The 14047-nt window shown below is 70.2% G+C and carries 16 protein-coding genes; 13 read left to right on the top strand and 3 right to left on the bottom strand.

Features of this window, described 5'->3' with window-relative positions:
• The first annotated feature begins 22 nt into the window (after positions 1-22).
• The 13 genes from ccmB to JJ685_RS06140 all read left to right on the top strand — a co-directional run bounded on the left by ccmB (position 23) and on the right by JJ685_RS06140 (position 11178).
• On the top strand, positions 23-724 hold the full coding sequence (ccmB, locus tag JJ685_RS06200; RefSeq protein WP_201673315.1) for a heme exporter protein CcmB: 702 nt from the start codon (positions 23-25) through the stop codon (positions 722-724).
• Positions 721-1470: a heme ABC transporter permease CcmC gene (gene ccmC / locus JJ685_RS06195; RefSeq protein ID WP_201673314.1), complete on the top strand. Its 750-nt coding sequence runs from the start codon at positions 721-723 to the stop codon at positions 1468-1470. The genes ccmB and ccmC overlap by 4 nt, the downstream gene beginning before the upstream one ends.
• Complete coding sequence (ccmD, locus tag JJ685_RS06190; protein ID WP_201673313.1) at positions 1467-1655, top strand: heme exporter protein CcmD; 189 nt, start codon at positions 1467-1469, stop codon at positions 1653-1655. Before ccmC ends, ccmD begins: the two co-directional genes overlap by 4 nt.
• Complete coding sequence (ccmE, locus tag JJ685_RS06185; protein WP_201673312.1) at positions 1652-2119, top strand: cytochrome c maturation protein CcmE; 468 nt, start codon at positions 1652-1654, stop codon at positions 2117-2119. Before ccmD ends, ccmE begins: the two co-directional genes overlap by 4 nt.
• Complete coding sequence (locus tag JJ685_RS06180) at positions 2116-2646, top strand: DsbE family thiol:disulfide interchange protein (RefSeq protein WP_201673311.1); 531 nt, start codon at positions 2116-2118, stop codon at positions 2644-2646. The genes ccmE and JJ685_RS06180 overlap by 4 nt, the downstream gene beginning before the upstream one ends.
• Before the next feature lie 170 nt (positions 2647-2816).
• Positions 2817-3857 carry a D-cysteate sulfo-lyase gene (gene cuyA / locus JJ685_RS06175; protein ID WP_201673310.1) on the top strand — a complete coding sequence of 347 codons (1041 nt, stop codon included), beginning with the start codon at positions 2817-2819 and terminating at the stop codon, positions 3855-3857.
• Between the two features lie 135 nt (positions 3858-3992).
• Positions 3993-5375, top strand: coding sequence for a sensor histidine kinase (locus JJ685_RS30230; RefSeq protein ID WP_201673309.1), 1383 nt, complete (start codon positions 3993-3995; stop codon positions 5373-5375).
• 4 nt (positions 5376-5379) lie between these two features.
• Positions 5380-6792 (top strand): sigma-54-dependent transcriptional regulator, encoded by a 1413-nt coding sequence (locus JJ685_RS06165; RefSeq protein WP_201673308.1) that lies wholly within the window; start codon positions 5380-5382, stop codon positions 6790-6792.
• Between the two features lie 373 nt (positions 6793-7165).
• Complete coding sequence (locus JJ685_RS06160; protein WP_201673307.1) at positions 7166-7780, top strand: hypothetical protein; 615 nt, start codon at positions 7166-7168, stop codon at positions 7778-7780.
• 11 nt (positions 7781-7791) lie between these two features.
• Positions 7792-8532 carry a hypothetical protein gene (locus JJ685_RS06155; RefSeq protein WP_201673306.1) on the top strand — a complete coding sequence of 247 codons (741 nt, stop codon included), beginning with the start codon at positions 7792-7794 and terminating at the stop codon, positions 8530-8532.
• An 86-nt stretch (positions 8533-8618) separates the two neighbouring features.
• On the top strand, positions 8619-9317 hold the full coding sequence (locus JJ685_RS06150; RefSeq protein WP_201673305.1) for an aspartate/glutamate racemase family protein: 699 nt from the start codon (positions 8619-8621) through the stop codon (positions 9315-9317).
• A gap of 200 nt (positions 9318-9517) precedes the next feature.
• The gene (locus JJ685_RS06145; RefSeq protein ID WP_201673304.1) at positions 9518-10411 is read left to right on the top strand and encodes a hypothetical protein; all 894 of its coding nucleotides are present in this window, start codon (positions 9518-9520) and stop codon (positions 10409-10411) included.
• A gap of 11 nt (positions 10412-10422) precedes the next feature.
• Positions 10423-11178 (top strand): hypothetical protein, encoded by a 756-nt coding sequence (locus JJ685_RS06140; protein ID WP_201673303.1) that lies wholly within the window; start codon positions 10423-10425, stop codon positions 11176-11178.
• 4 nt (positions 11179-11182) lie between these two features.
• Here JJ685_RS06140 and JJ685_RS06135 read toward each other — a convergent pair whose 3' ends face one another.
• From JJ685_RS06135 to JJ685_RS06125, 3 genes are read right to left on the bottom strand one after another with little or no spacing between them, the layout of a single operon-like run.
• A complete protein-coding gene (locus JJ685_RS06135) occupies positions 11183-12160 on the bottom strand; it encodes a Bug family tripartite tricarboxylate transporter substrate binding protein (RefSeq protein ID WP_201673302.1) in 978 nt (325 codons plus the stop codon).
• 21 nt (positions 12161-12181) lie between these two features.
• Positions 12182-13240, bottom strand: a complete 1059-nt coding sequence (locus JJ685_RS06130; protein ID WP_201673301.1) for an Ldh family oxidoreductase — start codon at positions 13238-13240, stop codon at positions 12182-12184.
• A complete protein-coding gene (locus JJ685_RS06125; protein WP_201673300.1) occupies positions 13233-13913 on the bottom strand; it encodes an aspartate/glutamate racemase family protein in 681 nt (226 codons plus the stop codon). The genes JJ685_RS06130 and JJ685_RS06125 overlap by 8 nt, the downstream gene beginning before the upstream one ends.
• Positions 13914-14047 lie beyond the last annotated feature (134 nt).

The raw sequence follows: 14047 nt of genomic DNA, 5'->3' as shown, positions 1-14047 counted from the left end.
GGTGACACGACATGATGCGGCCATGGGCACGGCCCAGGGCGGCGGCGGTGGCTTCTCGCTCACCGCGTTGACGAGCGTGCTGCGCCGCGACCTGCTGCTGGCCATGCGGCGCAAGTCGGAGGTGCTCACGGCCCTGTTCTTCTTCCTGATCGTGAGCAGCCTGTTCCCGCTCGGGATCGGGCCGGAGCCGGCGCTGCTGCGCAAGATCGGCCCCGGGGTCCTGTGGGTCGGCGCTCTGCTGGCAACGATGCTGGGCCTGCAAAGGATGTTTTATTCCGACCATCTGGACGGAACGCTGGAACAAATGGTGCTCTCGAGCGCTCCATTGCCTCTGCTGGTGATGGGAAAGGTCATCGCCCACTGGCTCGTGTCGGGTTTGCCGGTCGTCGTCCTGGCGCCTATCCTGGGCCTGCAGTTCGACCTCGACCCCGGGGCGCTGTGGATCCTGGTCCTGGGCCTGCTGATAGGTACGCCCGTGCTGTCGCTGATCGGGGCGGTCGGGGCGGCGCTGACGCTGGGGGTGCGCGGCGGCGGCGCGCTGCTGAGCCTGCTGGTGCTGCCGCTGTACATTCCCACCCTCATCTTCGGGGCGGGCGCGGTCCAGGCCCACCTGTCGGGGCAGGGGGCCGGCGGGCACCTGTCGCTGCTGGGCGCGCTTCTTGCGCTGGCCTTGTTTTTCGTGCCATGGGCGACGACCGCCGCCCTGAGGATTTCGCTGGAATGAGTTCTCGACTGATCAACTGGTTCAAGCTGTCCAGCCCCTACAGCTTCTTCCCGGTCGCCGGGCGCCTGATCCCGTGGTTCTGGGCGCTCACGCTGCTGTTCGGCCTGGCGGGGCTGTACGTGGGCTTCTTCGTCGCTCCGACCGACGCCACCCAGGGTGACAGCTACCGGATCATCTTCCTGCACGTGCCGGCGTCCTGGATGTCGATGTTCATCTACATCGTGATGGCCTTCTGGGCCGGCATGGGCATGGCGTTCAACACCCGGCTGTCGTCCATGTGGGCGCTGTCGCTGGCGCCCACGGGCGCGCTGATGGCCTTCCTGTCGCTGTGGACCGGCGCCCTGTGGGGCAAGCCGACCTGGGGCACCTGGTGGGTCTGGGACGCCCGCCTGACCTCGGAACTGATACTGCTGTTCCTGTACCTGGGATTCATGGCGCTGCACGCGGCCATCGACGAGCCGCGCCGCGCCGACCGTGCCGCCGCCGTGCTGGCGCTGGTGGGCGTGGTCAACGTGCCCATCATCTACTTCTCGGTGAAGTGGTGGAACACGCTGCACCAGGGCTCCTCGGTCTCGATGACCAAGGCCCCTTCAATGGCACAGACCATGCTTTGGGGTATGTTGCTGATGGCCCTCTGCTTCTGGATGTACTCGATCGCCGCCGCCCTGATCCGCCTGCGTGCCATCATCCTGGAACGCGAAGCGCACACCGACTGGGTGCTGCGCCTGCCGGAGGCCACGGCATGATCTGGAATTCGATGGCCGACTTCTGGCACATGGGCGGCTACGGCCTGTATGTTTGGGGCAGCTTCGGCGTCTGCGCCGTGGCGCTCGTATGGGAGCAGGTGCTGCTGAAGAAGCGCACCCAGGCGATCCTCCGCAGCCTGCGGCGGCGTGCGCGGGCGGAAAAGATGGACCGGGAACTGGCATGAAGAACTGGAAGAAGCGTGGCGCGATCGTCCTGGCGGGCGTGGCCGCCGTCGGCGTGGCCTCGGCGCTGGTGCTCAATGCGCTGAACAGCAACATCGCCCTCTACATCACCCCCACCGAGGTGATCGCCGGCAAGGCGCCGGAGGGCCGGGCCTTCCGCATCGGCGGGCTCGTGAAGGAAGGCTCGCTCCAGCGCAAGGACCTCGTCGCCACCTTCGTCATGACCGACACGGTGAAGGACGTGACGGTCGCCTACAAGGGCCTGCTGCCCGACCTGTTCAAGGAAGGCAAGGGCGCCGTGGTGCAGGGCAAGCTCGATGCGTCGGGTCAATTCGTGGCCAGCGAGGTGCTCGCCAAGCACGATGAGAACTACATGCCGGCCGAGGCGAAGGACGCCATCGACAAGGCCAGGAAGGTCGATGCTTCCACCAAGCACGTGAGCCCGTCGACGCTGAACAAGCAATGAAAGTCAAGCACCTCATCCCGCTCGCGATCTTCCTCGTGATCGCGATCTTCCTGGGCATCGGCCTGACGCGCGATCCGCGCAAGCTGCCGTCGACCTTCATCGACAAGCCGGCGCCCGCCTTCCGCGTGCCGCAGGTGCATGCGGCGGACAAGACCTTCTCGCCCGAAGACATGAAGGGGCAGGTCTGGATGCTGAACGTGTGGGCGTCGTGGTGCACGGCCTGCCGCGTGGAGCACCCGTTGCTGGTGGAGATCGCGCGCTCCAACGCGGTGCCGCTGATCGGGCTGGACTACAAGGACAAGCGCGAGGACGCGCTGAAGATGCTGGAGCAGCAGGGCGACCCGTACAGGCTGTCCGCCTTCGACCTCGATGGGCGGGTGGGCATCGACTTCGGCGTCTACGGCGTGCCCGAGACCTTCATCATCGACAAGAACGGCGTCATCCGCCACAAGCAGATCGGCCCGATCACGCCCGAGGCCCTGCAGAACGAGATCCTGCCGCTGATCGCGAAGCTGAAGGCGGCGTAGGGAAGGCACTCGAAACCAGGCAGCCGAACGCAGAGGGCGCAGAGGTTACGCAGAGGGCGCAGAAGAACAGCCAATAAGAGTGATCTTTGGCTGTTCTTCTGCGCCCTCCGCGCTTTCTCTGCGCCCTCTGCGTTCGGCTGTCTGGTTTTGAATGCACTACCATCCGGCCGATGGATCTCTCCCGCTTCCCCCGGCGTCGCTACACCCCGTTCGCGACGCCGATCGAATTCCTTCCCAATTTCAGCCAGGCGCTCGCTGCCTCGTGTCCCGGCGGCAAGGGGCCGCGGGTCTGGGTCAAGCGCGACGACATGCTGGGGCTGTTTCCCGGCGGCAACAAGACGCGCAAGCTGGAGTTCCTGGTGGCCGACGCGCTGGCGCAGGGCGCCGACACGCTGGTGACCTGCGGCGCGCCGCAGTCCAACCATTGCCGCATCACCCTGTCGGCCGCCGTCAAGGAAGGCCTGAAGTGCCGCTTCGTGATCGAGGAGCGCGTGCCCGACAGCTACCGCCCCGACGCCAGCGGCAACAACTTCATGTTCCGCCTGCTGGGCGTGGAGGCGGTCACCGTGGTGCCGGGCGGCAGCAACATGGCCGCCGAGATGCAGAAGGTGGCCGAGGACCTGGCCCGCGTCGGGCGCAAGGCCTACATCATCCCCGGCGGCGGCTCCAACGCCATCGGCGGCCTGGGCTACGTCGCCTGCGCCCAGGAACTGCAGCAGCAGTTGTTCGCACAGGGCGTGCGGATCGACCGCCTGGTGGTCGGTTCCGGCAGTTCCGGCACCCACGGCGGCCTGGTGGCCGGCTTCCTGGGCAACAACATCCCCATCCCCATCACCGGCATCGGCGTCAGCCGCGACCCGGCCGACCAGCAGCCGCTGGTGCTGAAGGAAGCCCAGGCCGTGCTGGACCTGCTGGGCGTCGGCCTGGTGGTGCAGCCGGCGGACGTCCACTGCGTCGGCGGCTACTGGCAGCCGAAGTACTCGGTGCCGAACGCCCGCATGGTCGAGGCCGTCCAGATGCTGGCCCGCACCGAGGGCATCCCGCTGGACCCGGTCTACACCGGCAAGATCATGGCCGGCCTGATCGGCCTGGCGCGCGAGGGCGTCCTGCGCCCCGACGAGAACGTCCTGTTCCTGCACACCGGCGGGCTGCCGTCCCTGCACGCCTACGAGCCGGAGGTGCTGGGCGAGCGCAAGGACCTGCCCGCCTGATCCTGCCACCCAGGCTCCCCGCTCGACCGGCCGGAAGGCACGGATTTCGCGGCCCGGCGGCCCTTTCGGGGGTGGCGCGCCGGCCCCCGCGGCTGCAAAATGGCCCCGACGGTTAACCATGAGGGGAATGGGGACGTGCTTTCCGCCACCGCGCCGTTCGCGGCCGGCTTCAGCCTGCGCAAACGCTTCGCCGTCACGAGCCTGCTCGTGATCGTCGGCATTGCCCTGGGCCTGGGCTGGCTCCTGTCGGACATGCTCACCGAGCGCATGCTGCGGCGCGAGGGCGAGGTCAGCATGGAGTTCATCCGCAACCTGCTGGTCACGGACCACTCGGCCGCATTCCTGAACCACCCGCAGGACAAGGAATTGCGCGATCGCTTCATGGGCTCCATGGAGCACCTCGAGACGATGACCGAGCCGGTGCGTGCCAACGCCTTCAGCGCCGACGGCACGGTGGTGTGGTCCACCGACAAGGCCCTCATGGGCCGGCGCGACGCCGACAACCCCGAACTGCAGGAGGCCCTCCACGGCGACCTGGTGGTCCACAGCGGCACCCTCGGCAGCTCGCACGAAAAGCTGGAGCACGAGGGCCTGTCGCAGCAGACGCACTACTACGTCGAGAGCTACATCCCGATCCTCGCCGGCGACAAGTCGACGAAGGTCATCGGGGTCCTCGAGCTGTACAAGATCCCCGTGCAGCTCAGTGCCGCGATCCACGCGGCGGTGCTGCAGCTGTGGGTGGCCTGCGCCGGCTCCGCCGTCGTCCTGTTCCTCGCGCTCAACGGCGTGGTGGGCCGCGCGGACCGCGTGATGCGGGAGCAGCAGGCGAGGCTGTCGGAGTCGCAGGCGCTGGCGAGCGCGGTGGAACTGGCCGGCGCGGTGGCGCACAACCTGCGCAATCCGCTGGCGTCGATCCGCACGGCCGCCGAGATGATGGACGGTTCGCCGGCGCACCAGGCGGAACAGCAGGAGCACCGCGACGACATCATCGCCTCGGTGGACCGCGCCAACCGCTGGATCACGGAGCTGGTGCGCGTGTCGCACGCCACCCAGCTGCCGCTCGCGCCGGTGCCCCCCACGCCGATGTGGCACGACTGCCTCGAGGAACTGCAGCCGGAGATGAACCGCCAGCGCGTCGTCTGGCACCTGCAGGAGGGCGACGCGCCGGACGTGGTCGCGCATGCCCCGATGCTGCGGCAGATCCTCCTGAGCGTGCTGGCCAACGCGATCGAGGCGATGCCGCGCGGCGGCCCGCTCGCGATCTCCTGGCAGGAGCAGGAAGGCCAGCTGCACATGACGGTGGACGATTCGGGTTCCGGCATCCGAGAGGAGGTGCGGCAGGCGCTGTTCCGGCCCTTCTTCAGCACCAAGAGCGGCGGCCTGGGCATCGGGCTGGCGCTGGCGCGCCGGACCCTCGCGCAGTGGCAGGGCACGATCGACCTGTTCTCGCGCCCCAACGGCGCGGGCACCCGGGTGGTGATCACGCTGCCGGTGGCGGGGGAGGAAGGGAAGGACTGAAGTCATGGCACAACTGCTGGTCATCGAGGACGAACTCGTTCTCGCGAAGAACATCGCGCGCTACTTCGAGCGCCAGGGCCACACGGTGGCGGTGGTCCACGACGGCGAGGCCGGCCTGCAGACCGCCTGCGAGCTGCGGCCCGACGTGGTCATCGTCGACTTCCAGCTGCCGGGCCTCAACGGCCTGGAGGTGATCCGCGAGCTGCGGCGCCTCGACGACGAGATCCGCATCGTGATGATCACGGGCCACGGCACCATCAACATCGCGGTGGAGGCGATGAAGGCCGGCTCGATGGACCTGCTGACCAAGCCGCTGTCGCTCGCCTCTCTCGACGAGGTCGTGCAGCGCGCGGTGCGCGAGCGCGCCGGGCGCTCCATGCTGCGCTACTACCAGCAGCGCGACCACCAGCACTCCAGCGTGCAGTCCCTCATCGGCGAATGCCCGCAGATGCACGCGCTGCGCGAGATGATCCAGGCGGTGGCCGCCTCCGAGCCCTCGGACAATTCACCTGCCCCTCCGGTGCTGGTGCAGGGCGAAACCGGCACCGGCAAGGAACTGGTGGCGCGCGCCTGCCACCTGGCCAGCCCGCGCAGCGGCGGCCCCTTCATCGAGGTGAACTGCGCCGCGCTGCCGGCCAACCTGATGGAGGACGAGCTGTTCGGCCACGAGAAGGGCGCCTTCACCGACGCGCGGGCGCGCAAGGTGGGCCTGATCGAGGCCGCCGACGGGGGCACGCTGTTCCTCGACGAGATCGGCGAGCTGGAGCTGTCGCTGCAGGCCAAGCTGCTGCGCGTGCTGGAGAACTACAAGGTGCGGCCGATCGGCTCCGTGCACGACCGCAAGATCAACGTGCGGATCGTGGCGGCCACCAACCGCGACCTCGCCGCGGAGGCCCGCGCCGGGCGCTTCCGCAGCGACCTCGTCTACCGCCTGAGCGTGTTCCAGGTGCGCATCCCGCCGCTGCGCGAGCGCGGCGACGACGTGCTGATGCTGGCGCACGAGTTCCTGCAGCGCCTCGGCACGCGCTACGGCCGCCCGCCGATGAAGCTGGAGGGCGCGACTGCCGCGGCGCTGTGCACGTATCCCTGGCCCGGCAACGTGCGCGAGCTGCGCAACTGCCTGGAGCGGGCGGTGCTGATGCAGCGCGGCCCCGTGCTGCTGCCGGAAGACCTCGGCCTGCTCGCCAGCGCCGAAGCCCTGATGCCGGCGTCGGCCATCCAGGCGCCGCCGCCCGGGCCGATCGCCACGCGGGCGCCCGGCGTCGTGCCGCTGGACTCGGTGGAACGCGAGCACCTGCTGCAGGCGCTGGAGACGCACGGCTGGAACGTGAGCCTGGCGGCGCGCGCGCTGCAGGTCACGCGCGACACGCTGCGCTATCGCATGGCCAAGCATGGCCTGACGCGCCAGCCGCGCTGACAAGCACTATCCCTGCGAGGCGTGCTCCGGGAATGGAGGCGCGGGGCTGCAATGCCGTGGGCCTCGGATGCACGGAGCTGACGCTGGTTCCGAACGACTCCAACTCGCCGCTGCCGACGCTGGACCCCACACGCTTGCTCGCGATCCGGTGCGCCATCGGCGTTACACCGTAGGAATTGGATACGGAAATGGGTGCGCGCACGCACCCGGCACCACCGTGCCGTTTTGGGTGACATGACGCAAACGCTGCCTCCGCGGGGCGCGCAATCGTGAAGTAGTGGGCACAAACGCCATGGCACGCCTCCTGCAAAGAGAGAGTGCGAGTGCAACTACACCGCTTCCAAAACCCCACACATCACTTTACGAGGCATCCATGAAGAACCTGTTCAACCTGTCCGCCGTCTGCGCTGCCGCCCTGCTGGCCACCGCCGCCACCGCCGCCACCGCCGCCCCCGTGCTGTCCACGAGCGACCGCTCCGTGGCCGGCCTCGCGTCGCAAGGCGCCGTCTTCGCCCGCGAGAAGTCGGAAGGTGCGCGTGGCAAGGACCCGCATGCCATCCAGGGCACGGACGACGTGCTCGCCCGCGAGAAGTCCGAAGGCGCCCGCGGCAAGGACCCGCACGCCACGCAGCGCGCCGACGAAGTGCTCGCCCGCGAGAAGTCGGAAGGTGCGCGCGGCAAGGACCCGCACGCCACCCAGGGCACGGACGAAGTGATCGCCCGTGAGAAGTCCGAAGGCGCGCGCGGCAAGGACCCGCACGCCACCCAAGGCACCGATGAAGTGATCGCCCGCGAGAAGTCCGAAGGCGCGCGCGGCAAGGACCCGCGCGCCACCCAAGGCACCGACGAAGTGATCGCCCGCGAGAAGTCCGAAGGTGCGCGCGGCAAGGACCCGCACGCCACGCAAGGCAACGGCGAGGAACTGGTCGCGAAGGCCGAGCAGAGCCACGGCGGGCATTCGCGTCCGGCCGGCAAGGGCGGCGCCTGAGCGGGGCCATCGTGCGCAAGGCAACGGTCCTCGCGCTGCTCGCCGGCCTCGCGGCCGGCGCGCAGGCCGCGCCGGAAGGCGGCGTCGACGTGCGGGTGGCGGACGAAGTCTCCACCGGCAGCTTCGCCAAACCCTCGGGCGTCCCCATGCACCAGACCACCGTGCGGCTGCGCTATCGCGCCGAGGGCTGGAACGCGCAGGCGGAACTGCCCTGGCGGCGCCTCGCGGGGACGCAGCCCGGCGGCCTGACGTCCCTCGCGGACGCCGGCCCCGGCCCCGGCCGCGGCGACCTGCGGCTGAAGGTGGCCGTGCCCCTGCGGGCGGCCACCGGCGATGCCACCGGCTTCGACCTCGTCATGCGGGTGAAGACCGGGCACGCACCCGCCGTGGCCGGTGTCGCCGCCAGTGACGCCGGGCAGTCGATGCACCTGGAAATGCAGCGGCCCCTGGGCACGTGGAGCGCGTTCGGCCATGTCGGCATCCGCCGCGCCGGCACCCTGCCCGGCGAGTCCGCCGGCCGCCATGCGTGGGAAGGCGAAATCGGCGCCTCGCGCCTGCTCACGGGTCGCCTCGAAGCGGGCGCCTTCCTCGACCTGCGGCAGCGCATGCCCACCTCGGACGCGCGGCCGGAGGCCAGCCTGTTCGCGGGCGTGCGCGAGGGCGACTGGCGCTGGGACTTCTTCCTCAGCCGCGCCTTCGCCCGCGACCGCAACGACGTCTCCGCCGGCCTCGTGCTGCGCACCGCCTTCTGAAACCGCTCCCCTGCGGGGGCGCGGCCTTTCCCATCGCCAGCGGCGCGACGCCGTGGCACCATCCGCGCTACCCACCGGGAGCCAGGATGACCCTCCACATCGGCATCGTCGCCTGTTCCGCCGAAGGCGCGGCACTGTGCTATCGCACGATCTGCACCGAGGCCCCCGCGCTGCTCGGGCCGCATCGCCATCCCGAGGTGGCCATGCACACGCCCTCGCTGCACCGCTACGTCGCCTGCCTCGACGCGCACGACCTCGAGGGCGTCGCGGCGCTGATGCTGGAATCTGCGCACAAGCTCGCACGCTGCGGCGCGGACTTCCTGATCTGCCCCGACAACACGATCCACCAGGCGTTCGCGCGCGTGGCGCCGCGCTCGCCGCTGCCCTGGCTGCACATCGCGGAGGTGGTGGCGCGCGAGGCGGTGGCGCGTGGCCACCGGCGCATCGGCATCCTGGGCACGCACTGGCTGGTCGCCAGCGAGGTCTATCCCGAGCAGTTCGCGGCGCAGGGCCTTTCCTGGGTGCGTCCTTCCGATAGTGAGCGCGACGAGGTCGGCCGCCTGATCATGGAGGAACTGGTGTGCGGCGTGCAGCGGCCGGAGCAGGTCGCGCTGCTGCAGGGCGTGATCGCGCGCATGCGGGACCAGGGCTGCGACGCCGTGGTCCTCGGGTGCACGGAGCTGCCGCTGGTGCTGGACGACTCCAACTCGCCGCTGCCGACGCTGGACTCCACGCGCCTGCTCGCGCGTGCCGCGATCCGCCGCGCGATCGCCGTTACACCGTAAGACTTCGATACGGAAGTGGGTGCGCGCACGCACCCGGCACCACCGTGCCGTTTTGGGTGACATGACGCAAACGCTGCCCCCGCGGGGCGCGCAATCGTGAAGTAGTGGGCACAAACGCCATGGCACGCCTCCTGCAAAGAGAGAGTGCGAGTGCAACTACACCGCTTCCAAAACCCCACACATCACTTTACGAGGCATCCATGAAGAACCTGTTCAACCTGTCCGCCGTCTGCGCTGCCGCCCTGCTGGCCACCGCCGCCACCGCCGCCCCCGTGCTGTCCACGAGCGACCGCTCCGTGACCGGCCTCGCGTCGCAGGGCGCCGTCTTCGCCCGCGAGAAGTCGGAAGGTGCGCGTGGCAAGGACCCGCGCGCCACGCAAGGCACGGACGACGTGCTCGCCCGCGAGAAGTCGGAAGGCGCCCGCGGCAAGGACCCGCATGCCACGCAGCGCGCTGACGAAGTGATTGCCCGCGAGAAGTCGGAAGGTGCGCGCGGCAAGGACCCGCATGCCACGCAAGGCACCGATGAAGTGATTGCCCGTGAGAAGTCCGAAGGCGCGCGCGGCAAGGACCCGCACGCCACTCAAGGCACCGACGAAGTGATTGCCCGCGAGAAGTCCGAAGGCGCGCGCGGCAAGGACCCGCACGCCACTCAAGGCACCGACGAAGTGATCGCCCGCGAGAAGTCCGAAGGCGCGCGCGGCAAGGACCCGCACGCCACCCAAGGCACCGACGAAGTGATCGCCCGCGAGAAGTCCGAAGGCGCCCGCGGCAAGGACCCGCATGCCACGCAAGGCACCGATGAAGTGATCGCCCGTGAGAAGTCCGAAGGCGCGCGCGGCAAGGACCCGCACGCCACGCAAGGCACCGACGAAGTGATCGCCCGCGAGAAGTCCGAAGGCGCCCGCGGCAAGGACCCGCACGCCACCCAGGGCACGGACGAAGTGATCGCCCGTGAGAAGTCCGAAGGCGCCCGCGGCAAGGACCCGCACGCCACGCAAGGCACGGACGAAGTGATCGCGCGTGAGAAGTCGGAAGGCGCCCGCGGCAAGGATCCGCACGCCATCCAGGGCACCGACGAAACGGTTGCCTGAGCGAGTCGGCGATGCGCAGCGCAAGCCTCTTCCTCTTGCTCGCCGGAGTCGCCGGCGCTGCCTCCGCCGCCGGCGCACCGGCGGCGGACGATCGCCTCGAGATGCACGTCACCCACGAGGTCACGACCGGCGGCATGGACGAGCCCTCCGGCGTGCCGGTCCGGCAGTCCACGCTGGGCGTTCGCTACCGGGCCGAAAACTGGACCTTGCAGGCGGACGTGCCCTGGCGGCGCGTGGCCGGCCTGGGCGAAGCCGGCACGCCGCGGCTGCCTGGCACACACGACACGGAGCAGGGCCTGGCCGAAGCGCGCGTGAAGGTCGTCGTGCCCTTGCGGCAGGCCGCACCCGACGACACCCGCCTCGACCTGGTGCTGCGCATGCAGACCGCAAGCAGCGCTGCCGTCGGCGGGGTGAGTCCCGGCAACGCCGGGCAATCACTGCGACTGGCGATGCAGCGCGCGCTTGGGGACTGGAACGTATTCGGCCACCTCGGCTGGCGTCGCGCCGGCACCCTGCCTGGCACCGATCCCGGCCGCAATGCGTGGCACGGTGAAGTGGGCGTGTCGCACCCGCTGGCGTCGCGCATCGAGGCCGGGGTCTACGCGGACCTGCGGCAGCGCGTGGGCACCGAAGGGGCGCTGCCCGAGGCGACGCTCTACACCGCGCTGAACGACGGCGACCGGACCTGGCAGGCCTTCGTCAGGCGCGCGTTCGCTTCGTCCGCGCCGGACGTCGCGATCGGCCTGAGCTACCGGACGGGCTTCTGAGCCTTCACTCCGCGGTGATGTTGTTGGCCTTGATCAGGGCGCCGTACTTCGCGAGCTGCGCGCGCATCGCCGTCCCCAGTTCCTCCGGCGTCGTCCCGCGCGGCGTGAGGCCCTGCGCATTCAGCTTGTCGCGCACCTCGGGGTCGGCCAGCGCCTTCGCCACTTCGGCCGACAGCCGCTGCACGACCTCCTTCGGCGTTCCCGCGGGCGCCATGATCGCGAACCAGGAGTTGAACTCGAAGCCCGGCAGGCCGGACTCCGAGACCGTCGGCACGTCAGGGAACTGCGGCATGCGCTTCGGCGTCGTCACGCCGATCAGGCGCAGCTTGCCGCCCTTGACCAGCGCGCTGACGGTGGCGATGCCCTGGAAGGCCGCGTCGACCTCCTTGCCGGCCACGCCCATCGCCGCCTGCGTCGCGCCCTTGTAGGGCACGTGCTTCATCTGCACGCCGGCCTGCGAGGCGAACAGGGCCATCGCGATGTGCTGCGGGCTGCCGTTGCCGCCCGAGCCGTAGTTCACCTGCCCGGGCGACTTCCTCGCCACCGCGACCAGGTCGGCGGCGCTCTTCTCCGGCGCGTCGGTGGGCACCACCAGCCCCCATTCGACCGTCGCCACCAGCGAGACCGGCTCGAAGTCCTTCACGATGTCCCACGGCATCTTCGCGTGCATGTTCGGCAGCATGGTCATGATGCTGTCGTTGAAGCCGCCGAGGGTGTAGCCGTCGGGCGCCGCCTTCGCGACCTCGCCCGCGCCGATCAGGCCGGCTGCGCCCGGCCTGTTGTCGATCACGATGGACTGGCCGACGTTCTGGCCCATCTTCTGCACCACGATGCGGGCGGCGTTGTCGACGGCGCTGCCCGCGGCCAGCGGCACGATCATGCGGATCGGCCTGGAGGGCCACGCACCCTGCGCCTGCGCGAGGCTGCAGGCGCACAGGCCGGCCAGCAGGGCCAGGGCGAAGCGGCGGGTCGGGGTGGACATGGTGGGTCTCCTCCGTGTTCTTCAGCTCTCGGCCAGCGGCGGGATGGCGAGCTCGCGCGCCAGGGCGTCGAGCTGGGTGCGCAGGGTGGGCGACAGCGCCAGGCCGTCGCGTTCGTTGGCGATGCGCCTGGCGTGGCTCTGCTCGCCCGGCAGCCAGATGCGCTCCACGCCCGGCATGCGCTCGCTGGCGCGCAGTTCGCGCGCCAGCTTGTCCACGCGGGCCTTGAAGTCGTCGACCTCGCCGAAGGCATCGGGGTCGATCACGAGGATCGCCTGGCCGGTGTTGGTGGGCGTCTTGTCGTCGTGGTTGAAGTCGATCACCTCGCTGCCCATGGCCGCGCCGTTGAGGCTGCCGGCCAGCAGGCCGATCACCAGCGCGAGCCCATAGCCCTTGTAGCCGCCGATCGGCAGCAGGAAGCCTTCCTCGGCGCGCCTGGGGTCGGTGAGCGGCCGGCCCTGGCGGTCGATCATCCAGCCCTCGGGCATGGCCTCGCCGCGCTGCGCCCTGGCCTTCACCTTGCCGTAGGCGGCGACCGTGGTGGCCATGTCCAGCACCACCGGCGGCTCGCTGCCGGCGGGTACGGCGACGGCGATCGGGTTGGTGGACAGCAGCATGTCAAGCCCGCCCCAGGGCGGCAGGTGGTTGGCGTTGCCGACCGCGAAGTACATGCCGACCATGTCGTGCTCGAGCGCCATGCGCGCGTACAGCGATGCCGGCCCGGCGTGGTTGGAGGCCCGCGCGCCCACCCAGGCCACGCCGCACTGGCGCGCCTTGGCGATGGCGACCTGCGCGGCCTTCTTCATGACCAGGTGGCCCATGCCGTTGTCGCCCTCGAGGAGGGCCATGGCGGCCTTCTCCTTGGCGATGCGGATGTGCGGCCGCACGTTCACGCCGCCGGCGCGGATGCGGCGCGCATAGGGCACCAGCCGGATCACGCCGTGGCCGTCGGACCCCTGCATCTCGGCCTCCGTCATCAGCTGGGCGACCGTGAGGGCGTCCTCGGCCGGCAGGCCCAGGCGCTCCATGGCCGCATGGATGAAGCGGCAGACCTTGGTGGCGGGAATGCGGGAATCAGGCATGGGTCATTCTCTGCATCAGGGCGCGCACGGCGCAATCGGGGCTGCTGAGGACGGGGCAGGGCAGTTCCGCCTGCACGATGGGCAGGGCGGCGGCCATCGAGAACTGCGCCAGCATCACGGCGTCGCAAGCCTCCAGCGCGCGCGCCGCCGCCGCGACCTTGCGGTGGTGCTCGGCCGGTCGGCCCTGCGCGAGATCGTCCATCGCTTCCGGCACGAACACCGTGCGCAGGTCGATGGCGATCCCGCGCCGGCGCGCGGTGTCCTGCAGCTCCTCGGTCATGGACGGCAGCGAGGCCTGGAAGGTCGCGACCAGGCCCAGGTGCAGGGGCCGGCGGCCGGGCGCGAGGGCCAGCGCCTGCTCGAACATCGCTTCGTTCGGCTTCAACGTGGGCAGCTTGGTGGCGCGGCCCGCCGCCTCGATGGCGGGTCCGAAGGCGGAACAGGTGAACAGGATGCCGTTGGCGCCGGCATGCTGCGCGTAACGCGCCAGGTCCTCGAAGCGGCGGACCAGGTCCGCGGTGAGGCGCCCGGCCTGGGCCCGGTCGTGCGACAGGCTGTCATCGAGCAGGTTCATCGCGCGCACCTGGGGCCAGTGCCGCTGGATGGCGGCCTGGATCGGCTCCATCGCCAGCGGGGTGGCGTGGATCAGGGCGATGCGGGGCGCGGCGGACATCCGCCGCATGCTATCGGCGCGGCGCGCGCCGGGCATGCGCGTGAACCCGCAGGTTTCAGGCCGTCCCGATGGCGGCACTCGCCGCGGAATAGCCAGGCGGGTCGACGAGCGTCATGGGTGCCCCTCGCGCGCAT

Source organism: Ramlibacter monticola (assembly GCF_016722785.1).
Classification (GTDB): Bacteria; Pseudomonadota; Gammaproteobacteria; order Burkholderiales; family Burkholderiaceae_C; genus Ramlibacter; species Ramlibacter monticola.
The sequence above is the reverse complement of the archived record's forward strand: the minus strand, read 5'-3'. Positions and strand labels throughout refer to the sequence as shown.